The following is a 21,327-nucleotide window of genomic DNA, read 5'->3' on the forward strand; positions in this document are numbered from 1 at the left end:
CATGAGCGACCTCTACCTGAACGGACGATTCTTCGTCGACGCCACGCGCCGCGCGGAGGCGCTCGTCGTCACCGACGGCCGCATCGCCTACGTCGGCGAGGAGCCCACCGCCCGCCGGATCGCCGGCGACGCGGCGACGATCACCGACCTCGAGGGCGCGACCGTGCTCCCCGGGTTCACCGACGGCCACGCGCACATCGTCGGCACCGGCGAAGCCGCGTCGCAGGTCGATCTCTGGGGTGCGGCGGATCTCGCCGAGATCCAGGGCCGCATCGCCGAGTGGGTGGCGGCCAACCCCGGCGCCCCGCGAGTGCGGGTGCAGGGCTGGAACCACGGGATGCTCCCCGGCGGCGCGCCCGACCGCGGAATGCTCGACGCCGTCGTCGCCGACCGCCCCGTCTACGCGCAGTGCTACGACTTCCACTCGATCTGGCTGAACACCGCGGCGCTCGAGGAGGTCGGCATCGACGACGACACCGTCTCCCCTCCCGGCGGCACCGTGCACCGCGATGCGGAGGGCCACGCCACCGGGTACGTCGACGAGACCGCGATGCACCGCCTGGTCTGGCCGGTCATCGACGCCATGGAGACCGACGAGGACCGCGACCGGCACCTCGCCGCCGCCCTGCGCAGCTACCGCGAGGCCGGCATCACCGCCGCCACCGAGATGGCCCTCGGCGAAGACGACCTCGCCGCGATGGTCAGGGCGGAGCGGGCCGGCGACCTCACCGCGCACATCGCCGCGCACTGGCGCGTGCAGCCGACCGGCGACGAGGAGCAGAACCTCGCCCAGGTCGCCAGGGCCGCGGAGCTCGCCACGCAGCATCGCTCGGAGTGGCTGCGCATCGCCGGGATCAAGGTGATGATCGACGGCACCGTCGACGGCTGCACGGCCGCCCTCGGCCTGCCCTACGCCGACGGCAGCTCGGCCGAGCCGATCTGGAGCCTCGACGAGCTCGCCCCCGTCGTCATCGCCGCAGACGCCGCCGGCCTCCAGGTCGCCATGCACGCGATCGGCGACGAGGCCATCCGCATCGCGATCTCCGCCGTCGAGCGGGCGATCGCCGCGAACGGGCCCCGCGAGCGCCGCCACCGGATCGAGCACCTCGAGGTGGTCGGCCCCGACGAGATCGCCCGCCTCGCCGCCATCGGCATCACCGCGAGCATGCAGCCCGTGCACGCCGACCCGTCGATCCAGGACAACTGGCGGGCGATGCTCGGTCACGACGACCGCGTGGAACGCGGGTTCCCCTGGCCCGAGATGACGGATGCCGGCGCCCCGCTCGTGTTCGGCACCGACTCGCCCACCGCGCCGTACGCGCCGCTGCCGAACATGTTCATCGCGGCCACCCGCCGCTCCGCGCTGCAGCCCGGCCTGCCCGCGAACATCCCGGCCTACGCCGTCCCGCTGGCGACGGCGATCACGCACGCAACCCGCGACGCCGCCTGGGCGTGCCGCGCCGAGCACGAGTACGGCCGCCTCGCCGCCGGACTCTCCGCCGACTTCATCGTGCTCGACCGCGACATCTTCGCGGTGGAGGCCGATGAGCTGCTGAACACCCGCATCAACCGCACGGTCGCCGGGGGGAAGACCGTGTTCCCGACCTCGAAGGAGAGGTGAATGACATGACCGACACCACCACCACGATCGCCGCGCAGGCCGTCGCCCGCAAGCGCGGCACCGGGTGGAGCACACTCCGGTTCGTCCTCGGACGGATCGGCGGCCTCGCCGCCACCCTGTTCGTCGCGAGCATCGTCGTGTTCGGCGCGCTGTACCTCGCGCCGGGCAATCCGCTGAGCTTCCTCACACAGGGACGCTCGATGTCCCCGGAGGCGATCGCGACGCTCGAGGCGCAGTACCACCTCGACGACCCGCTGTGGCTGCAGTACCTGCGCTGGCTGGGCGGGGCGCTGACCGGCGACTTCGGCACCTCCATCATCTACAACCAGCCGGTCGCCCAGGTGCTCGCGGCGCGCGCCCCGGCATCCGTCCTGCTCGTGCTGATGGCGGCGGTCATCGTGCTCGCGATCGGGCTCGCCGTCGGCGGCTTCGCGGGGCTCAAGCCCGGGCTCCTCTCCCGCTCGGTGATGGCCGGCGCCACCGCGATCATGGCGGTGCCGACCTTCGTCGCCGCGGTCGTGCTCATCCTCGTCTTCGGGGTGCAGCTGAAGTGGTTCCCCGTGTTCGGCGCCGGGATGCCGGGGCTCGACGCGGTGTACCACACGGTGCTCCCGGCGGTCGCGCTGGCCCTCGCCTCCGTCGCGTTCGTGGCCCGGCTCACCCAGGCGGCGATCCGCCAGGAGCTGTCCGCCGACCACGTGCAGACGGCGATCAGCCGGGGCCTCCCCCGCCGCTTCATCGTGCAGCGCCACGTGGTCCGCAACGCGGCGATGCCGGTGCTCACGGTCGCCGGCCTCACCATCGCCGGACTCATCGCCGGCTCGGTCGTCATCGAGCAGGTGTTCCAGCTCGGAGGCATGGGCCAGTTCCTCGTCTCCAGCGTCCAGCAGAAGGACTTCCCCGTCGTGCAGGCGATCTGCCTGGTCTACGTCGCCGCGTTCATCGTGCTGAACACCGTCATCGACCTCGCCTACGCGCTGCTCGACCCGCGCGTCAGCCTCGGAAGGAAGACCTCATGACCGCCGTCACCGCCGACGCGCGTCTGCTCGCTCCGGCCGCCAGGCGCCGCCGCCGCGCCGGCTTCCTCGGCGCCTCCGGCTGGGCCGCCGTCGGCGCCCTCGCCGCGATCGTGCTGATCGCCCTCGCCGGACCGCTGCTCGTCACCACCGACCCGAACGGCGTGAGCCTGTCGGAGGCGCTCCAGGGCCCCGGCGCCCTGCATCCGCTCGGCACCGACGCCAGCGGCCGGGACCTGCTCGCCCGCCTCATCGTCGGCTCGCGCACCGCCCTCATCGGGCCGTTCCTCGTCGTGCTCTTCTCGACGATCATCGGCACGATCCTCGCCCTCGCCGCCGTCTGGTTCGGCGGCTGGTTCGACCAGGCCGTCGTGCGGGTCATCGACGCGATCTTCGCGTTCCCCGGCCTGCTGCTCGCCATCCTCGCGACCGCGCTGTTCGGCTCCGGCCTGAACGCGGCCGTCGCGGCGCTGTCGATCGCCTACACCCCGTACATCGCCCGCATCGTGCGCAGCGCGGCGCTCCGTGAGCGCAACCTGCCGTACGTCGCCGCCCTCCGCGTGCAGGGCGTCCGCGGCTTCTGGATCTCGGTGCGGCACATCCTGCCGAACATCGCCGGGCTCATCGTCGCGAACGCGACGCTCGCCTTCGGCTTCGCCCTCATGGATCTCGCCGGACTCTCCTTCATCGGCCTCGGCGTGCAGCCGCCGACCGCCGACTGGGGCGCCATGGTCGGCACCGGCATGGGCGGCATCCTGCAGGGCCACCCCGAGGAGGCGCTGTTCGCCAGCGCGCTCATCGTCATCACCGTCGCCGCCGTGAACGTGCTCGGCGACCGCCTCAACGAGCGATCGGAGGCCCGCGCATGATCCCCACGCCTACTCCACACGGCGCTGGCGCGCCGTCCGGAGCCTCTCGGCGCGGGGCCCCGCTTCTCGAGGTCGACGGCCTGACCGTCGCGCTCCCCGTCCAGGGCGAGATGCGCACCGTGCTGCGCGACGTCTCGTTCGAGCTCGAAGAGGGGAAGACCCTCGGCCTGGTCGGCGAGTCCGGCTCGGGCAAGTCGATGACCGTCCGCACCATCGCCCGGCTGCTGCCGAGCGGCGCCGACGTCACGGGCCACGTCCGCTTCGACGGCACCGACGTCTTCGACCTCCGCGGCGAGGCGCTCCGGCGCTACCGCGCCGGCGACGTGTCGATGGTGTTCCAGGACGCCAGGGCGCACACCAACCCGGTGCGCCGGATCGGCGACTTCCTCACCGAGGCGATGCGCACGAACGACCGGATGCCGCGGCGCGCCGCCGAGCAGAAGGCCGTGCAGCTGCTCGCCGACGTCGGCATCCACGACCCGGAGCGCCGGCTGCGCCAGTACCCGCACGAGCTCTCCGGCGGTCTGCTGCAGCGCGTGATGATCGCGGCATCCGTCGCCGTGCGCCCGCGGCTCATCCTCGCCGACGAGCCGACGACCGCGCTCGACGTGACCACGCAGGCAGAGGTGATGGCGATCCTCGCCCGCATGCAGCGGGAGTACGGCATGGCCATGCTCTTCATCACGCACGACCTCGAGCTCGCCGGCGCCGTCTGCGACGACACCCTCGTGCTGTACGCGGGGCAGGTCGTCGAGCGGCAGAGCTCGAAGCTGCTGCACCACGACCCGCTGCACCCGTACACCGCCGCCCTCGTCGGCGCGCGGCCCGAGATCGGCCACCGGGCGCACCGGCTCCCGGCGATCCCCGGTCACCCCACCACCGCGTACGAGGCGCCGGACGGCTGCGCGTTCGCGCCCCGCTGCCGCTTCGCGCAGGAGGCGTGCCGGGCCTCCCGCCCGCCGCTGCTGCAGATCGGCACGCAGGGCGACAGCCGCTGCATCCGGATGCCGGAGCTGCACGGCCGTCTGCTGGCACCCGTCCCGACCGTTTCCGAGGAGGAGGCGACGTCATGAGCACCGCACCGCTGCTCGCCGTCGAGAACCTGACCAAGCGGTTCGGCTCCGGCCGCACCGAGACCACCGCCGTCGCCGACGTGAGCTTCGAGCTCGCGGCCGGCGGATCCCTCGGCATCGTCGGGGAGTCCGGATCGGGCAAGACCACCACGGCCCGGATGATCATCGGCCTGGAGACGCCCTCCGGCGGACGCATCCTGTTCCGCGGCGAGGACCGCACCCGCCCCGCGCGCACCGTCCGAGCGCTGCGCGAGCGCGGCCGGAACATCCAGATCGTCTTCCAGGACCCGTACACCTCGCTCGACCGCCGTCAGCGCATCGGCGACTGCCTCGCCGAGGTGCTCGGCGTGCACTTCCGGCTCGACCGCGAGGAGACCAAGCGCCGCGTGCGCGAGCTCGGCGACCTCGTCGGGCTCGACGAGCGGCAGCTGAACGCACTGCCGAAGGCCCTCTCCGGCGGGCAGCGGCAGCGCGTCGCGATCGCCAGGGCGCTGGCCGCCGAACCGGAGATCCTCATCCTCGACGAGGCCGTGTCCGCGCTGGACGTCTCGATCCAGGCGCAGATCCTCAACCTCCTCTCCGACATCCGCGAGGAACGCGGCGTGAGCTACCTGTTCATCAGCCACGATCTCGCGGTGATCCGCCAGGTGTGCGACGACACGATCGTCATGCGCCACGGCGCCGTCGTGGAGCAGGGCGCCACCGCCGCCGTGCTCGACGACCCGCAGCACCCCTACACCCGCCTGCTGCGCGACAGCGTTCCGCGCGACGGCTGGGACCCCGCGTCCCTCGCACGAATCTGACCCGCACCACCCACCCGCACCACCCGAACCCGTATCGGAGCAACCATGAACACCACCAGGCGCATCCGCGCAGCCGCCGCCGGCGTCGGCCTGCTCGCCGTCGTCGCCCTCACCGCCTGCAGCGGCGGCGGGGCGGCCCCCTCGCCGTCGCAGGGAGGCGGCGACGAGCTGACCACCTTCACCCCCGCCGCCACGGGCGAGGTCGACAAGATCACCTGGAACGTCTTCCAGGGCGAGCCGCAGACCATCGACCCGTACCGCTCGGCCGACTACACGCCGAACATGATCAACTCGAACCTGTGCGAGAACCTGCTCGTGCAGACCCCCGAGTTCGAGATCGAGCCCAACCTGGCCTCGTCGTTCAGCAACCCCGACCCGCTCACCTGGGTGTACGAGCTGCGCGACGACGTCACCTTCTGGGACGGCACGCCGATGACCGCGGACGACGTCGTGTACAGCCTCACCCGCAACCTCACCGATCCGACCAGCTTCTACAACTACCTGTACTTCAACGTCGACTCGATCGAGAAGACCGGCGAGCACCAGGTCACGATCCGCCTCAAGGCCCCCGACTACCTGCTCAACGAGGAGCTCTCGAACTACGCCGGCGTCGTCGTGAAGAAGGACTTCGCCGAGGCCGCCGGAGAGGCCTTCGGCACTCCGGAGACCGGCGTGATGTGCACCGGTCCGTTCCAGTTCGAGAAGTGGACCCAGGGGCAGTCGATCACGGTCTCCCGCTACGACGGCTACTGGGACGCCGAGCGCACGGCGAAGGCGAAGGAGATCGAGTTCACCTTCCTCACCGACGACGCCGCGATCGTCTCGGGTCTGCAGTCCGGACAGATCGACGGCACGTTCGGCGTGCCCGTGTCGGGTGTCGCGCAGCTGAAGGCATCCGGCGTCGGCAGCTACCACCAGGGCCCGGCGCCGCTGGAGACGACGCTGGTCGTCGCGAACCCCGACGGCCCGCTGGCGAACGCCGACGTGCGCAAGGCGCTGCAGATGGCGATCGACTGGAAGGGCATCGGCACCCAGGTCTACGGCGGGCTCGGCACGCCGTCGGCGCTGCAGACGCCGCCGTCCGCCTACGGGTTCGCGGCCGAGGAGCTGGCCGAGTACGCCGACTCCGTCGCGACCGACGGCACCGCGCAGATCGAGGAGGCGAAGAAGATCGTCGACGGCCTGCCCGCCGACGTGAAGGCCGACTCGATCAGCCTCGTCGTCCCCCAGCAGAGCGAGACCCAGCAGTTCGGCATCGCCGTCAAGGACGCGGCCGACAAGATCGGCCTCACGTTCGAGCTCGAGGTCGTGCCCGCCACCGGCTACTCCAACTACCTGTACGACCCGGAGACCCGCGGCGACACCGACCTGCTGTACACGCAGTTCTGGCCGGGCATCCCGAACCCGCTCGACTGGATCGCCGCGACCGCGGTGACCGCGGGCCTGTTCAACCAGTCCGGGTACAGCGGCGTCGACGACCTCTACTACGAGGCGGTCGGAACCGCCGACGAGAAGGAGCGCGCGGCGCTGGTCGTCGACATCGAGAAGAAGCTGTACGAGGAGATGGGCCCGATGTTCCCCGGCGTCGAGCTGCGCAACGACGTGTTCATGAACAAGCGCATCACGGGCGCTCCGGCCGCGTTCGCGTACACGTACTACCCGTGGGCGGCGCACCTGGGCGCCGCCGAGTAGCACCGCCGTCCGGCCCTGAGGGCGGCCGCTCCCCTCGCGGGGGCGGCCGCCCTTCCGCATCCGCTCGGTATCGTGGCGGGGTGACCCGCTCCTACCCCGCCACGATCGCCTCCGGCGTGGAGCATGAGCTCGTCATCAAGAAGTCGCGCTTCATCGCGCAGCTCGCGCCGGTCTCGTCGGTCGAGGAGGCGGATGCCGTCATCGCCGGCATCCGCAAGCGGTACTGGGATGCGCGGCACAACTGCAGCGCCATGGTCACGGGCCTGCTCGGCGACCAGGCGCGCTCCTCCGACGACGGGGAGCCCTCCGGCACCGCCGGCATCCCGATGCTCGAGGTGCTGCGCCGCCGGGAGCTCACCGACGTGGTCGCGGTGGTGACGCGGTACTTCGGCGGGGTGAAGCTGGGCGCCGGCGGACTCGTGCGGGCGTACTCGTCCGCGGTGTCGGAGGCGCTCGACCTGGCGACGCTGGTGCGACGTGAGGCGCTCACTCAGGTCACGGTCGACGTGCCGCACGCGGATGCCGGCCGCTTCGACAACCTCCTCCGCGACTGGGCCGCGCAGCACGGAGCCACCCTCGGCGAGCCCCGCTACGGCGCGGTCGCGACGCTGGAGCTCTGGGTGCCCGCCGATTCGCTCATCGCGCTCGCTGACGACCTCGCCGCGGCATCCGCCGGTTCTGTCGTGCCGGCGCGCGGTGCCGAGCGCATCGTCGACGTGCCCGCGTGACCCTGCGCCGCTCGGGCTGATGCTGCCGTCGCGCAGATCGTCGCCTCGGGTGGGGGCGAAGCGACCGTTCGCGCGACGGGAGCGATGACGGGCGGGCGCCCGCCGACGGATACCCTGGATGCCGCGGTCGGAAGGAGCGCGATGTTCGACAGTCCGCTTTCGGCCTCGGCATACGAGGTGCTCGGCGTCACTCCGGAGACGGCCGAGGAGGAGCTGCGGCGCGCCTACCGGCTGCGGCTGCGGCAGACGCACCCCGACACCGGCGGCGACGCCGCGGTGTTCATCCGCGTGCAGCGCGCCTGGGAGCTCGTCGGCACCGCCGAGGGGCGCGCGGCGTACGACCGCAGTCACGGCATCGGCACGGAGACGGAGTGGGGCGGATGGCGCGCACCGGCGGCGCCGACCGACACCCGCCCGCGCCCGAAGACCTACGGCGTGCCGGGCGCCTGGCGCCGCGCCCGCTACGTCGAGCTGCTGACCGAGTGGGCGGGTGAAGCAGTCGAGGACCCGTATGCCCCCTCGCTCGTTCGGTCGGCTCCGCGGGAGCTGAAGCGCCTGCTCGCCGACGCTCTCGCCGAGGAGGGCACCGCGCACGCGGTGTCGGGCCTCGGCATGGGATTCACCCTCTGGCACGGCATCGACGTCGGCGCCGACGTGCACCTCGACCACATCGTCCTCGGCCCGTCGGGTCTGTACGGCGTCACCTCGGCCGACTTCGGCGGGGTCGTGGGATTCCGCGGCGGCGAGATCACCGGGCCCAGCCTCGGGCATCGAGCGCCCGTGACGACGCTGCTCGGCCAGATCCGGCACGTCGCTCGCACGGCCAAGGTGCGCTTCACCGGCGCGATCGTGGTGCTGCCCGACGACGACCTCGCCATGGCGATCACGCCGCTCGGCCGCATCCGCGACCTCCCCGTCGTCGTGGTGCGCCGCAGCGCGCTCCCCGGCCTGCTGCGCAAGGGCGTGCCCGGTGCGCGGGTGATCGGCGGCAACGAGCTGTTCGACATCCGCACGCGCCTGCGCGCCGGCATCCGCTTCGCCTGATCCGCCTTCCGCGCGTCGCCGGGGCAGGATAGCGTGCCGGGCATGGACCTCGACGACCGCGTGCACGATTGGCTGCTCGACTCCGATCCGGCGCTGCGATGGCAGGTCGAGCGCGACCTGCTCGCCGCCCCCGCCGCACAATGGGAGGCGACGAGGTCGGAGGTGACCAGGGCGGGCTTCGGAGCGAGGCTGCTCGCCCACCAGGATGCCGACGGGAGATGGGCCGGCGGAGCACATTTCCCCGGCGGGTTCTTCGACAGCGGCGGACCCGCGGAGCGGGATCAGCCGTGGGTCGCCACGAGCTGGTCGCTGAAGGACCTCAGGGAGTGGGGCGCGGATGCCGCCGCCCTCGGTGACACCGCGGCGAGGCTCGCCGAGAGCTGCCGCTGGGAGTACGACGACCTGCCGTTCTGGGGCGGCGAGGTCGACGTCTGCATCAACGCGTTCACGCTCGCCTCGGGCGCCTGGCTGGGACTCGACATGTCGGCACTCGCCCGCTGGTTCGTCGAGCACCGGCTCGACGACGGCGGCTGGAACTGCGAGGCCGAGGAGGGCGACTCGGTGCGCTCGTCGTTCCATTCCACGCTCAACGCCGTGCGCGGACTGCTCTACTACGAGCGGCGCACCGGCGACGCCTCGGTGCGCGAGGCGCGCCACGGCGGCGAGGAGTACCTGCTGCGCCGGCGGCTCATGTTCCGCGAGTCGACCGGGATGCTCGTCGGCGACTTCGTCACCGAGTTCGTCTATCCGAACCGTCACCGCTACAGCGCCCTCGCCGCTCTCGACCATTTCCGCGAGGCCGCACTGTTCGAGGGCGCGGCACCGGATGCGCGACTGACGGATGCCGTCGACGCGGTGCGCGCGGCCCGGCAGGCCGACGGGACCTGGCTGCAGGGACGCACCCTGCCCGGGCGCACGTGGTTCGCGGTGGACGCACCGGAGGGCGAACCCTCCCGCTGGCTCACGCTGATGGGCACGCGTGTGCTGGACTGGTGGGATTCGGCATCCGTTCTTTTGAATGACTAAAAATAAGTGTACAGTCGAGGCATGGACACGGAACTCGACTCGGCGCTTCGCGACGCCGGACTGAGGGCGACCGCGGGCCGCGTCGCCGTTCTCGAGGCTCTGACGTCCATGGCCCACACGGATGCCGAGCGGGTCTACCGCGCGGTGTCCGACGTGCTTCCGACCACGTCGATCCAGTCGGTGCACAACATCCTCGCGGACCTGACGACGGCGGGCCTGATCCGCCGGATCGAACCGGCAGGCTCCGCGGCGCTCTACGAACGGCGCGTCGGCGACAACCATCACCACGTGGTCTGCACCTCCTGCGGTGCGATCGGCGACGTGGACTGCGTCATCGGCGAGGCGCCGTGTCTCTCCCCCTCGAACACGGGGGGATTCACCGTCCAGACAGCAGAAGTCACCTTCTGGGGCCTGTGCCCCAGTTGCCAGAACGCCGCGTAGGCGCATCCCCCGGACACGCCCTCCTCAGAGGGGCGGTGTTCGTCGTGCCTGCGCGCAGAAGGAGAAGAACATGACCAAGCCCACGACCACCCAGACCGGCACCCCGGTCGCCAGCGACGCGCACTCGCTCACCGTCGGAGCCGACGGCCCCACGGTCCTGCACGACCGCTACCTCGTCGAGAAGCTCGCCTCGTTCAACCGCGAGCGCGTGCCGGAGCGCAACCCGCACGCCAAGGGCGGCGGCGCGTTCGGCACCTTCGAGGTCACCGAGGACGTCTCGGCCTACACCCGCGCCGCGGTCTTCCAGCCGGGCACGGTCAGCGAGACGCTGCTGCGCTTCTCCTCCGTCGCCGGTGAGCAGGGATCCCCCGACACCTGGCGCGACGTGCGCGGCTTCGCGCTGCGCTTCTACACGACCGAGGGCAACCTCGACATCGTCGGCAACAACACCCCGACGTTCTTCCTCCGCGACGCCATGAAGTTCCCCGACTTCATCCACTCGCAGAAGCGACTCGGCGACTCGGGCCTGCGCGACGCCGACATGCAGTGGGACTTCTGGACCCTCTCCCCCGAGACCGCGCACCAGGTCACCTACCTCATGGGCGACCGCGGCCTCCCCCGCAGCTGGCGCCACATGAACGGCTACGGCTCGCACACGTACCAGTGGGTGAACGCCGAGGGCGAGCGCTTCTGGGTGCAGTATCACTTCCTCTCGAAGCAGGGCGTCGAGGCGATGAGCGCCGAGGAGGCGGAGAAGCTGGCGGGGTCGGATGCCGACTACTACCGCCGCGACCTCTTCGACGCGATCCAGCGCGGCGAGCACCCCTCCTGGGACGTCTACGTGCAGGTCATGCCGTACGAGCAGGGCAAGACCTACCGGTTCAACCCGTTCGACCTCACCAAGACCTGGTCGAAGAAGGACTACCCGCGCATCAAGGTCGGCACGTTCACGCTGAACCGCAACCCGCAGAACTTCTTCGCCGAGATCGAGCAGGCCGCGTTCTCCCCCGGCAACCAGGTCCCCGGCACCGGCATCTCCCCGGACAAGATGCTGATGGCCCGTGTCTTCGCGTACTCCGACGCGCAGCGCTACCGCATCGGCGCGAACTACAACCAGCTGCCGGTGAACCAGCCGCACGCGGCCGAGGTGCGCAACTACATGCACGAGGGCCAGATGCAGTACAAGTTCAACGACGCCGCGCACCGCGTGTACACGCCGAACTCCTTCGGGCCGGCCGGAGGCCCGGTGGCGGATGCTGCGGCAGGAGCCGAGGCGAGCTGGGAGTCGGACGGCGAGCTGATCCGCTCCGCCGCGACCCTCCGCGCCGATGACGACGACTTCGGCCAGGCCGGCACGCTGTACCGCGAGGTCTTCGACGACGCGCAGCGCGCCCGCTTCCTGGAGACGCTGACCGGCCAGGGCCGCGGCATCACCATCGACGCGATCCGCGAGCGCTTCTTCCAGTACTGGACGAACGTGGATGCCGGCCTCGGTGAGGCGCTGCGGCAGACGGTACCGGTCGCCGAGGACGACCTGGACAAGGAGCTCGCCAGCCTCTGAGCCGGCGCCCCGGCAGCCCCGGCAGCCCCGGAACAGGCGATCCCGCGGGAGCAGGCTGAATCATCTGAGATTCAGCCTGCTCCCGCGCTTCTGCCTGTTCTGAGGACTCTCGGAGATGACGGCTCCCCGCGATGACGGCTCTCCGCGAAACGTATGGCGGGTCAGCGCTGCGCGGCGGTCCGCATCTCGGTCATCGCGTCGGCGGACTCCGCGACGATGGCGCGCATCGCCTTCTCGGCGGCTGCCTCGTCGCGTCCCTGAACGGCGGCGGCGACCTCCGAGTGCAGCCGCAGCGCCTCAGCATCCGCCACCGCCGGCATCAGCGAGTGGTGAGTGCGCCCCTCGAGCACCGCGACGACGATCGAGCCGAGGCTCGCGAGCATCACGTTGCCCGAGGCCTGCAGCAGCACGGTGTGGAAGTCGATGTCGTGCGCGAGGTACTCCTCCGCGTTCGCCGCGCGAGCCGTGGAGGACATCCCGATCACCGCCGCGGCGAGCGCACCGCACTGCTCCGGGGTCGCGCGGGTCGCCGCGAGACGGGCGGCGACGGGCTCGACGGCGCCGCGCAGCTCGCTCAGGCTCTGCAGGAGGGCGAGCCGGTCGGGCCCCTCCAGCCGCCACCGCAGCACGCGGGGGTCGTAGGGACTCCATGACTCGGGTAGCTGCACGGTGATCCCCACCCGCTGCCGCGATTCGACCATCCCGAGGGACTCCAGCACGCGCACGGCCTCGCGGATGGCGCTGCGCGAAGCCGCGAACTCGGCGACGGCCTGCTCCATGACGATGCGGCTGCCGGGTGCGCGCCGGCCGGACCCGATCTCGGCACCCCAGCGCTCGACGATCGCGTCGTGCAGCGGTGTCTGAGTCATGCTCTCACCGTAGAGGATGGGGCCGATATTTGAGAGCCTCTGACCAGTAAAGGACGTTTATTTAAAGATAGGTGTTGTAATAGTCGGATTATTCGGCTACGGTAGCTTCAAATATCAGACAGAAGCGCCGTAGCTCACTGACTGCGTTTCCCTTTCCGGGAGGAACAATGATGGTTCCCTTCACTCTTCGCCTGCCGATGGCGGACCCCGCACCGATCGTGCCGGTCGGATCGGATGCTCAGCTGATCACCGCTGCCGTGATCGGCTTCGCCGTGATCATCCTGCTCATCACCTGGCTCAAGGTGCACCCCTTCCTCGCCCTGACGATCGGCGCGCTGGGCGTCGGCATCGGCGCCGGCATGGCGACCGACAAGGCGCTGGCCAGCTTCTCCGCCGGCTTCGGCGCGACGATGGGCGGCGTGGGCGTGCTGATCGCCCTGGGCGCGATGTTCGGCAAGCTGCTCGCCGACTCCGGTGGCGCCGACCGCATCGTCGACACCCTCATCGCCCGGTCCAGCCCCCGCATGCTGCCGTGGACGATGGGCGTCGTGGGCGCCGTCATCGGCCTGCCGATGTTCTTCGAGATCGGTCTCGTGCTGCTGATCCCGGTGATCATCCTCGTCGCCCGCCGCTCCGGCGTCTCGCTGATGAAGATCGCCATCCCGACCCTCGCCGGGCTCTCCGCGATGCACGGGCTGGTGCCCCCGCACCCCGGGCCGCTCCTCGCGATCGACGCCCTCGGCGCCAACCTCGGACTCACCCTCGCGTTCGGCGTGATCGTGGCGATCCCGACCATCATCATCGCCGGCCCGCTGTTCAGCGGCTTCGCGGCCAAGTGGGCGCCGGTCGGCGTCCCCGACATGTTCGTCACCGCCGAGGACCTCGGCGAGGACGTCACCCGCCGCCCGCGCCCCTCCTTCGGCGCCGCCCTGGCGAGCGTGCTCCTCCCCGTGCTGCTGATGATGGCCAAGGCCCTCGTCGCGGTGTTCGCCCCGGAGTCGACCGACGCCTGGAAGCTCGTCATCGACTTCATCGGCACCCCGGCCATCGCCCTGCTCATCACCCTGATCTTCGGCATCTTCGTGCTGGGCGCCGGCGGGGCCATGAACCGCAAGACGGTCGCCGAGTCGCTGGAGAGCAGCCTGCCGCCCATCGCCGGCATCCTGCTCATCGTCGGCGCCGGCGGCGCGTTCAAGCAGGTGCTCATCGACACCGGCATCGGCGAGGTCATCACGCGCGCCGTGCTCGACAGCGGCATCTCCGTGCTCCTCCTCGGCTGGATCGTCGCCGTGCTCGTCCGCATCGCGACCGGCTCCGCCACGATCGCGACCATCACCGCCGCCGGCCTGATGACCTCGGTCGCCTCCACGCTTCCCGGCCCGGAGGTCGCACTCCTCGTGCTCGCCATCGGCTCCGGCTCGGTGTTCCTCTCGCACGTCAACGACGCGGGCTTCTGGCTGGTGAAGCAGTATCTCGGCACGAGCCTGCCGCAGACGTTCAAGACCTGGACGGTGCTCGAGTGCCTCATCTCGGTGGTCGGCCTCGTCGGCGTGCTCCTGCTGGACCTGGTGGTCTGATCATGACCGGCGAGAACGTCCGGCCCGCGGATGCCGACCCGCCCATCGTCCTCGTGGTGATGGGGGTGTCCGGCTCGGGCAAGTCGACCGTCGCGGGCATGCTCGCCGGGCGCCTCGGCTGGGACCTCGAAGAGGGTGACGACCTGCACCCCGCATCGAACATCGAGAAGATGGCGGCGGGGCACCCGCTCACCGACGAGGACCGCTGGCCCTGGCTCGACCGCATCGCCGCCTGGATCCAGCTGCACACAGCATCCGGCACCCCGGGGATCGTCACCTGCTCGGCGCTGCGCCGGGTGTACCGCGATCGCCTTGCCGGCCCCGGCGTGGCGTTCGTGCACCTGGACGGCTCGCGGGAGGCGATCGCCAACCGCCTGAGCAGCCGCATCGATCACTTCATGCCGCAGAGCCTCCTGGGCTCGCAGTTCGCCACTCTCGAGCCGCTGGAGGAGGACGAGGACGGCATCGTCGTCGAGCTCAGCCGCAGCCCGAAGGAGGAGGTCAAGGAGATCATGCGCCGGCTGCGCCTGTCGCCGCTGCCTCCGCCCGAGTACACCGCCGACGGCCTGCTGGCCGGCTGAGCGAGGGCCGCGCACGGATCATCCGGGCGCGGCCTTCGTCATCCGCCGAGACGTTCGAGGCTCCCCGCGCCGGACGGGGCCATGATGGATGACGTGGCCGTTCCTCTCTCCGACCTGACCGTCATGCCCGAGCCCCAGCAGGTGTACGCCGCCGACGGCACCCGCCTCGCGACCTACACCTGGGGCGATCCGGACGGACCGGTCGTCGTCATCGTGCACGGCTTCGCGTCCAGCGCGCGCGACAACTGGGTGCTCACCGGCTGGGTGCGCGACCTCACGCGCGCCGGCTACCGGGTGCTCGCGCTCGACCAGCGCGGGCACGGACTCAGCGAGAAGCCGCACGAGGCCTCGGCCTACGGCATCCGCACCCTGACCACCGACGTCGAGACCGTCATGGACGCGTATCTCGTGGACGACGCGGTCTACGTCGGGTACTCGCTGGGCGCCAGGGTCGGCTGGGAGGTCGTGCGCGAGCTGCCGCACCGCATCGAGCGCGCCGTGCTCGGCGGCGTGCCCGACGGCGTGCCGCTGGCCCGGCTCAACCTCGATCAGGTGCGCGCCCTGATCGCCGACGGCACCCCGGTCGAGGACCCGACGACCCAGAACTACATCGCGCTCACCGAGCGCGTGCCCGGCAACGATCTGTCGTCGCTGCTCGCCCTCGCCGAGGGGATGCGGGCATCGCGCACGGTCGATCCCGACCCGGCGAACGCGCCGACCCAGCCGATCCTGTTCGCGACGGGGTCGAAGGACGGCATCATCGAGGGCTCGAAGGCGCTCGCGGCGGCCGCGCCCGACGGCCGGTTCTTCGAGATTCCCGACCGGAACCACTTCAACGCGCCCGGCTCGCGCGCCTTCCGCGAGGCGGCGCTGGAGTTCCTCGGCGAGCGCTGAGACGCCGAGACCCCGGCTTCCCGCCGAGACCCCTGCCTGCCGGCGTCGGCAGAACGGGGTCTCGACGAGAGCACGGGGTCTCGGCGGTTCCGCGCGGAGGCTCAGACCTCGGCGCGCTTCGGCAGCACCCAGCCCGCACGCGGGAAGTGGCAGGTGTAGCCGTTCGGATAGCGGATCAGGTAGTCCTGGTGCTCCGGCTCGGCCTCCCAGAACGGGCCCTCGGGCTCGATCGTGGTGACGGCCTTGCCCGGCCACAGGCCCGACGCGTCGACGTCGGCGATCGTGTCGCGGGCGATCCGGTCCTGCTCGGGGCTGAGCGGGAAGATCGCCGAGCGATAGCTCGACCCGATGTCGTTGCCCTGGCGGTTCAGGGTCGACGGGTCGTGGATCTGGAAGAAGAACGCGAGGATGTCGCGGTACGTCGTCTTCGTCGGATCGAACACGATCTCGACGGCCTCGGCGTGACCGGGGTGGTTCCGGTACGTGGCGTGGTCGTTCTCCCCGCCGGTGTAGCCGACGCGGGTGTCGAGCACGCCGGGCTGGCGGCGGATGAGATCCTCCATGCCCCAGAAGCAGCCGCCGGCGAGCACGGCGGTCTCGGTCCCGGGCGTGCGGGTGATGGTTCCGTTGTCGGTCATGACTGCTCCTTGCGAGTCTCAGAGGTGGTGGCGGGGGTGGTGCCGGTGAAGAGGGCGCTGTATCGACCGTAGCCCTCCTCCTCCAGCCTGTCGGCGGGGATGAAGCGCAGGGCGGCGGAGTTCATGCAGTAGCGCAGGCCGCCGGCCTCGGCGGGGCCGTCGTCGAAGACGTGGCCGAGGTGGCTGTCGGCGCCGGTGGAGCGCGCCTCCGTGCGCGGCATCCACAGCTTCCGGTCGGTGCGGGTGGTGACGGCATCCGCGTCGATCGGCTTCGTGAAGCTCGGCCATCCCGTGCCGCTGTCGTACTTGTCCGCCGAGGAGAACAGGGGCTGGCCGGAGACGACGTCGACGTAGATGCCGTCGTCGTGGTTGTTCCAGTACGCGTTGCGGAACGGCGGCTCGGTGCCGTCGTTCTGCGTCACCTCGTACTGCAGGTGGTTCAGGGCGCTGACGCCCTCGGAGGTCTTGCGGTAGTCGTGCGACATGATCGATGTCTCCTTTGTCCGACGCGGCTGGCTGCGGCGTCATAGAGGAGAACGGATGCCGCCGCCGTTTTGGTCCCGCGGGGCTGGGAGCGCGCTGTGAGTTCAGGCCGGGTCGGTAGAGTTGCTCCCCGACACTCACCACAGGGGGAACGCACATGTCCGTTGGACTTCTCGCCGTCGTCGACGACATCCTCAGCGCCGCGATGAAGGCCTCGGCCAAGGCCGCCGGCGTCGTGATCGACGACGCCGCGGTGACCCCGCAGTACGTGCAGGGCATCACCCCGGCACGTGAGCTGCCGGTCGTCGGCAAGATCGCACTGGGGTCGCTGGCGAACAAGTTCCTCGTGATCATCCCGGTGGCGCTGCTGCTCACCGCGTTCGCCCCGTGGGTGCTGCCGTACCTGCTGATCGTCGGCGGCGCGTACCTGTGCTTCGAAGGCGCCGAGAAGGTGCTCGAGTGGTTCGGCGTGCAGCACGGCCACGAGGACGAGAGCGCCCGCGACGAGAAGCGCCTCGTGCTCGGCGCGATCCGCACCGACCTCATCCTGTCGACCGAGATCATGCTCATCTCGCTCGCGAGCCTCGAAAAGGGCCTCAGCATCTGGTCGACCCTCGCGATCCTCGCCGTGATCGCGGTGATCATGACGGGCGTCGTCTACGGCGCGGTCGCGCTGCTGGTGAAGATCGACGACATCGGGCTGCGGATGGCGAAGAGCCCGGTCCGGCGCGTCAGGCACAACGGCACCCGCATCGTGCGATCGATGCCGGCGGTGTTCCGCTTCATCAGCATCCTCGGCACGGTCGCGATGCTCTGGGTCGGCGGCCACCTCGTGCTGGTGAACCTCGGCGAGGTGGGCGTGCACTTCGGCGCCGACATCCTGCACGGCATCGAGCACGCGCTCGAGCCGCTCGGCCCGGTGATCGTGTGGATCGGAGACACCCTGTTCTCGGCGATCGCCGGACTCGCGGCGGGCCTCCTCATCGTCGGGATCGTGCTCGGCATCGGGCGGATGCTCGGCAAGCGCGTCGAGTTCCACGAGGGCGAGACGTCGCCGGAGACCGTGAAGCACTAGTCTCACGAGCATGACCTCCGAGCCCCGGCCGCTGCGCAGCGCGAGGCGCGATGCCGACCGGTGGTTCCGCGAGCAGGGACTGCCGACGTTCGTGCCGCTGCGCCGCTGGTTCACCGACCTGCCTCGCCGCGTCGCCCCGCTCGTGGTCTGGGTCGCGGTGGCCGGCTTCCTCCTCACCGGGGGCCTCGACGTCTCGGTGGACGTCACCCAGGAGCTGGCCGGCGAGGACGAGACCGTGCTCGCCGTCGTCGTGCTGATCCTGCTGGCGCTGGCGCTCACGATCACCTGGATGGCGTTCCTCCTCGTGCGCGGACTGCTGCGCCGGCTGCGCCCGGCGATCGGCACGGCCGTGGCGAGCGCGATCATCGTCGGCTGCGTGGCTGCCCTCATCGCCGGCGGCTACGCCATCGACCGCACGGCGACCGTCAGCCCGGTGTTCGAGACGCTGGCCGTGCTCGCGCTCTGCATCCTCGTCACCGGCATGGGCGGCGGCGCCCTGATCTCCTGGGCCTCACGCCTCGCGGTGCGGAACGCCTCGGCGATCGGCCACATGGCCTCGATCGCGCTGCCCGTCATCCTCATGCTCGTCGTGTTCGCGTTCTTCTCCGCCGAGGTGTGGCAGATGGCCTCCGCCCTGCACCCCGGTTCACTGGCCCTGGTCGGCCTCGTCGTCGGCGTCCTCGCCGTCGTGATCGTGCTCCGGGTCAGCGCGGCAGAGCTCGACGACGACGGCCACGCCCCGACGGCCGAACAGCGGACCGCACTGCTCGAGGACACCCCCGCCGAGCACATCGCCGCGGCATCCGATGCCCGCCAGCCGCTGCGACTGCCGCAGCGCGCGAACATCCTGCTGGTGATGACGTTCGCCCAGCTTCTGCAGGCGCTGTTCTTCGCCGCGCTGCTCTGCGGACTGCTCATCGCGATCGGCTCGGTCGCGATCCCGGTCGGAGTGGTCGAGCTGTGGGTGGGCACCGGCACCGACACGCTGCCCCTCGTGGTCGAGCCGCTCGTCATCGCCGGGGCGAAGCTGCCGATCACCGTGAACCTGCTCAAGGCGGCGGCGCTGCTCTCGCTCATCGCGACGCTGCCGTTCATCTTCTCGGCAGTCAGCGAGCCGCGGTACCGCGAGCGCTTCTTCGACCCGATCATGGCCGACCTGCGCCGGGCGATCATCGTGCGCGACGCCCTCGCGCCGGTGCGGAATCACGCATCCTGAGCCCTCCTGGTACCGTCATCGATGCGCACCCCGAAGCGCAGAGGAGCCCCCGTGCACATCAGAGACGCCGAGATCTCCGATCTCGAGACGATCACCGCGATCCACAACGACGCCGTGCTGCACACGACGGCGATCTGGAACGAGGATCCGGTCGACGTCGACGACCGCGCCGCCTGGCTGGCCGATCGCACCCGGCTGGGCTTCCCCGTGGTCGTCGCCGTCGATGAGACGGGAGTCCTCGGGTATGCGTCGTTCGCGCAGTGGCGACCGCACAGCGGCTACCGGCACACCGTCGAGCACTCCGTGTACGTCCGCGGCGACCAGCGCGGCCGCGGCATCGGGAAGGCGCTCATGGCGGAGATCATCGAGCGGGCGCGCGCCCGCGGCATCCATGCGATGATCGCCGGCGTCGACGCCGACAACGCCGGATCGATCGCGCTGCACGAGCGGCTCGGCTTCGCCGAGGTGGGACGGATGCCGCAGGTCGGCGCCAAGTTCGGCCGCTGGCTCGACCTCACCTTCCTGCAGCTCACCCTCGACGACCGGCCGGTTCCGTGAACCTGCTCGCCTGGCTCGCCGAGGTCTTCAACTCGCACTGGACGCTGCCCGGCGGGCAGACCCTGCTGATCCGCGAGGTCGTGGGCAACGCGTTCGGACTGGCCAGCGCGCTCGGCGGCCTGCGCCGCAAGGTGTGGGCGTGGCCGGTCGGCATCCTCGGCAACCTGCTGCTGCTCACCGTGTTCCTCGGCTCGATCCTCAACCCGGCTCACGAGCTGCCGAACCTGCTCGGCCAGGCGGGCCGGCAGGTGATGTTCATCGCCGTCGCGATCTACGGCTGGGTGCGGTGGCGGCAGGCTGCCGCAGGGGACGGCCAGATCACGCCGCAGTGGGCTCCCTGGAGCGCCCGCATCGGCATCGTTCTCGTCATGGTCATCGGCACCGTCGCACTCACGCCGCTGTTCCGGATGCTCGGCTCCTGGGAGCCGGTGTGGGCCGACGCCTGGACCTTCGTCGGCTCCCTGATGGCCACCTACGGCATGGCCAGGGGCTGGACCGAGTTCTGGCTGATCTGGATCGCCGTGGATGCCGTCGGCGTTCCGCTGCTGTTCGGCTCCGGCTACTACGCCACCGGCTTCATGTACCTCTTCTACGGCGCCTTCACCGCTGTCGGCTTCGTCGTCTGGGCGCGGGCCCAGCGGGGAGTCAAGCCGCGGCTCGACGTCACGGCGCCGATCGCGGTGCTGCACAGACCGGACGACGAACAGACCCACTGACCTTCAGGCCGCTCCGGCGCGCTGCGCCGCCGCGAGCTCGCTCAGCGCCTGCACCACGAGGTCGTGGTCGACCTCGGAGGCGAGCCCGGACACGGTCACCACCGCGACAGTGCCGACGCCCTGCACGCGCACCGGCACCGCGCCCCCGGCGATCGTGTACTCGGCGGGGTCGAGCCAGCCCGGCTCGAACATCGAGCGCCCCTCGGCATCCGTCCGCGCGGCGAGGAGCGCCGTGCTGGCCTCGAATCGCAGGGCGGTGGCCGACTTCCGTCAGATCCACTCGTCGTTGTCGGCGGTCGCGCCGGGCAGAGAGGCGTGGAACAGCACGCCCGCGGGGGTGCGGATGTCGACCGCCACCGGCATCCGCTCCTGCAGCGCCCTGCCGGCGAGCGCGCTGCCGACCTGCCAGGCGTCCGCCCGGTCGAACCCGGTCAGCACGAGGTCGCGGTGCTCGGCCTCCAGTCGCGCCAGCCATTCCTCTGCGGACATCGGGCACCCTCCCCTTCGACGGAACTGTGACGGGGTCGCGAAGAGCTCGCGACATCCGTCACCCTACGCGCCTCGCGGGCCCGGCGTCGCTCCGGATCCCGGTTAGCATTCAGGGATGACCGACACCGATCCGATCGACGACGTCCCCATCGGCGGCGACATGATCCGCCTGGGCCAGTTCCTGAAGTTCTCGGGGCTGCTCGACTCCGGCGGCGATGCCAAGGAGGTCATCATCGACGGCTTCGTCAACGTCAACGGCGAGGAGGAGCGGCGCCGCGGGCGCCAGCTCCACGACGGCGATCTGGTGACTTTCGAGGGCCGCACGGTCCGCGTCCGCCCGTGAGCACGCCGCCCGTC

General features: G+C 71.0%; 22 protein-coding genes and 1 pseudogene. 19 read left to right on the top strand and 4 right to left on the bottom strand.

From position 1 onward, the window contains the following. Nucleotide 1: 1 nt before the first annotated feature. From G6G98_RS10970 to G6G98_RS11020, 11 genes are all read left to right on the top strand, one after another. Nucleotides 2–1,621 carry an amidohydrolase gene (locus G6G98_RS10970; protein ID WP_164234552.1) on the top strand — a complete coding sequence of 540 codons (1,620 nt, stop codon included), beginning with the start codon at nucleotides 2–4 and terminating at the stop codon, nucleotides 1,619–1,621. A 5-nt stretch (nucleotides 1,622–1,626) separates the two neighbouring features. Then, the gene (locus G6G98_RS10975; protein ID WP_084788147.1) at nucleotides 1,627–2,640 is read left to right on the top strand and encodes an ABC transporter permease; all 1,014 of its coding nucleotides are present in this window, start codon (nucleotides 1,627–1,629) and stop codon (nucleotides 2,638–2,640) included. Next, complete coding sequence (locus G6G98_RS10980) at nucleotides 2,637–3,506, top strand: ABC transporter permease (RefSeq protein WP_067348316.1); 870 nt, start codon at nucleotides 2,637–2,639, stop codon at nucleotides 3,504–3,506. Before G6G98_RS10975 ends, G6G98_RS10980 begins: the two co-directional genes overlap by 4 nt. Next, nucleotides 3,503–4,579 (top strand): ABC transporter ATP-binding protein, encoded by a 1,077-nt coding sequence (locus tag G6G98_RS10985; RefSeq protein ID WP_084788148.1) that lies wholly within the window; start codon nucleotides 3,503–3,505, stop codon nucleotides 4,577–4,579. Before G6G98_RS10980 ends, G6G98_RS10985 begins: the two co-directional genes overlap by 4 nt. Next, on the top strand, nucleotides 4,576–5,382 hold the full coding sequence (locus G6G98_RS10990) for an ABC transporter ATP-binding protein (RefSeq protein ID WP_067348320.1): 807 nt from the start codon (nucleotides 4,576–4,578) through the stop codon (nucleotides 5,380–5,382). The genes G6G98_RS10985 and G6G98_RS10990 overlap by 4 nt, the downstream gene beginning before the upstream one ends. Before the next feature lie 45 nt (nucleotides 5,383–5,427). After that, nucleotides 5,428–7,074 carry an ABC transporter substrate-binding protein gene (locus tag G6G98_RS10995; RefSeq protein WP_067348323.1) on the top strand — a complete coding sequence of 549 codons (1,647 nt, stop codon included), beginning with the start codon at nucleotides 5,428–5,430 and terminating at the stop codon, nucleotides 7,072–7,074. An 80-nt stretch (nucleotides 7,075–7,154) separates the two neighbouring features. Continuing rightward, nucleotides 7,155–7,802, top strand: a complete 648-nt coding sequence (locus tag G6G98_RS11000; RefSeq protein WP_067348327.1) for a YigZ family protein — start codon at nucleotides 7,155–7,157, stop codon at nucleotides 7,800–7,802. Nucleotides 7,803–7,943: 141 nt separating this feature from the next. Further along, a complete protein-coding gene (locus G6G98_RS11005; protein WP_164234551.1) occupies nucleotides 7,944–8,846 on the top strand; it encodes a DnaJ domain-containing protein in 903 nt (300 codons plus the stop codon). Nucleotides 8,847–8,888: 42 nt separating this feature from the next. Then, entirely contained in the window at nucleotides 8,889–9,872 is a 984-nt protein-coding gene (locus tag G6G98_RS11010; RefSeq protein WP_164234550.1) for a squalene cyclase, read from the top strand. Between the two features lie 21 nt (nucleotides 9,873–9,893). Next, a complete protein-coding gene (locus G6G98_RS11015) occupies nucleotides 9,894–10,313 on the top strand; it encodes a Fur family transcriptional regulator (RefSeq protein WP_067348334.1) in 420 nt (139 codons plus the stop codon). A 70-nt stretch (nucleotides 10,314–10,383) separates the two neighbouring features. Further along, on the top strand, nucleotides 10,384–11,874 hold the full coding sequence (locus G6G98_RS11020) for a catalase (protein ID WP_164234549.1): 1,491 nt from the start codon (nucleotides 10,384–10,386) through the stop codon (nucleotides 11,872–11,874). A 161-nt stretch (nucleotides 11,875–12,035) separates the two neighbouring features. On the opposite strand, the gene G6G98_RS11025 is transcribed toward G6G98_RS11020, so the two are convergent. Next, complete coding sequence (locus tag G6G98_RS11025) at nucleotides 12,036–12,743, bottom strand: FadR/GntR family transcriptional regulator (protein WP_164234548.1); 708 nt, start codon at nucleotides 12,741–12,743, stop codon at nucleotides 12,036–12,038. 197 nt (nucleotides 12,744–12,940) lie between these two features. On the opposite strand from G6G98_RS11025, the gene G6G98_RS11030 reads away from it, so the two are divergent. From G6G98_RS11030 to G6G98_RS11040, 3 genes are all read left to right on the top strand, one after another. Next, the gene (locus G6G98_RS11030; RefSeq protein WP_067348497.1) at nucleotides 12,941–14,320 is read left to right on the top strand and encodes a GntP family permease; all 1,380 of its coding nucleotides are present in this window, start codon (nucleotides 12,941–12,943) and stop codon (nucleotides 14,318–14,320) included. Between the two features lie 2 nt (nucleotides 14,321–14,322). Beyond that, on the top strand, nucleotides 14,323–14,901 hold the full coding sequence (locus G6G98_RS11035; protein WP_067348342.1) for a gluconokinase: 579 nt from the start codon (nucleotides 14,323–14,325) through the stop codon (nucleotides 14,899–14,901). Nucleotides 14,902–14,985: 84 nt separating this feature from the next. Continuing rightward, nucleotides 14,986–15,795 carry an alpha/beta hydrolase gene (locus tag G6G98_RS11040; protein WP_164234713.1) on the top strand — a complete coding sequence of 270 codons (810 nt, stop codon included), beginning with the start codon at nucleotides 14,986–14,988 and terminating at the stop codon, nucleotides 15,793–15,795. Nucleotides 15,796–15,896: 101 nt separating this feature from the next. On the opposite strand, the gene msrA is transcribed toward G6G98_RS11040, so the two are convergent. Next, a complete protein-coding gene (gene msrA / locus G6G98_RS11045) occupies nucleotides 15,897–16,433 on the bottom strand; it encodes a peptide-methionine (S)-S-oxide reductase MsrA (RefSeq protein WP_164234547.1) in 537 nt (178 codons plus the stop codon). After that, nucleotides 16,430–16,918 (bottom strand): peptide-methionine (R)-S-oxide reductase MsrB, encoded by a 489-nt coding sequence (gene msrB, locus G6G98_RS11050; protein ID WP_164234546.1) that lies wholly within the window; start codon nucleotides 16,916–16,918, stop codon nucleotides 16,430–16,432. The genes msrA and msrB overlap by 4 nt, the downstream gene beginning before the upstream one ends. A gap of 155 nt (nucleotides 16,919–17,073) precedes the next feature. Here msrB and G6G98_RS11055 point away from each other — a divergent pair, with 155 nt between their 5' ends. The 4 genes from G6G98_RS11055 to pnuC are packed head-to-tail and all read left to right on the top strand — an operon-like array spanning nucleotide 17,074 to nucleotide 20,481. Then, nucleotides 17,074–17,991, top strand: coding sequence for a DUF808 domain-containing protein (locus tag G6G98_RS11055; RefSeq protein WP_164234545.1), 918 nt, complete (start codon nucleotides 17,074–17,076; stop codon nucleotides 17,989–17,991). A 10-nt stretch (nucleotides 17,992–18,001) separates the two neighbouring features. Continuing rightward, complete coding sequence (locus G6G98_RS11060) at nucleotides 18,002–19,207, top strand: hypothetical protein (protein ID WP_164234544.1); 1,206 nt, start codon at nucleotides 18,002–18,004, stop codon at nucleotides 19,205–19,207. Between the two features lie 51 nt (nucleotides 19,208–19,258). After that, entirely contained in the window at nucleotides 19,259–19,765 is a 507-nt protein-coding gene (locus G6G98_RS11065) for a GNAT family N-acetyltransferase (RefSeq protein WP_067348358.1), read from the top strand. Beyond that, the gene (gene pnuC, locus G6G98_RS11070; protein ID WP_164234543.1) at nucleotides 19,762–20,481 is read left to right on the top strand and encodes a nicotinamide riboside transporter PnuC; all 720 of its coding nucleotides are present in this window, start codon (nucleotides 19,762–19,764) and stop codon (nucleotides 20,479–20,481) included. The genes G6G98_RS11065 and pnuC overlap by 4 nt, the downstream gene beginning before the upstream one ends. 3 nt (nucleotides 20,482–20,484) lie before the next feature. On the opposite strand, the pseudogene G6G98_RS11075 reads toward pnuC, so the two are convergent. Continuing rightward, a pseudogene (locus tag G6G98_RS11075) lies at nucleotides 20,485–20,970 on the bottom strand (heme-binding protein). Between the two features lie 115 nt (nucleotides 20,971–21,085). On the opposite strand from G6G98_RS11075, the gene G6G98_RS11080 reads away from it, so the two are divergent. Beyond that, the gene (locus tag G6G98_RS11080) at nucleotides 21,086–21,313 is read left to right on the top strand and encodes an RNA-binding S4 domain-containing protein (RefSeq protein ID WP_067348368.1); all 228 of its coding nucleotides are present in this window, start codon (nucleotides 21,086–21,088) and stop codon (nucleotides 21,311–21,313) included. The last annotated feature ends 14 nt before the right edge of the window (nucleotides 21,314–21,327 follow it).

Origin of the sequence: Microbacterium hydrocarbonoxydans (genome assembly GCF_011752045.1) — a bacterium.
GTDB lineage: Bacteria > Actinomycetota > Actinomycetes > Actinomycetales > Microbacteriaceae > Microbacterium.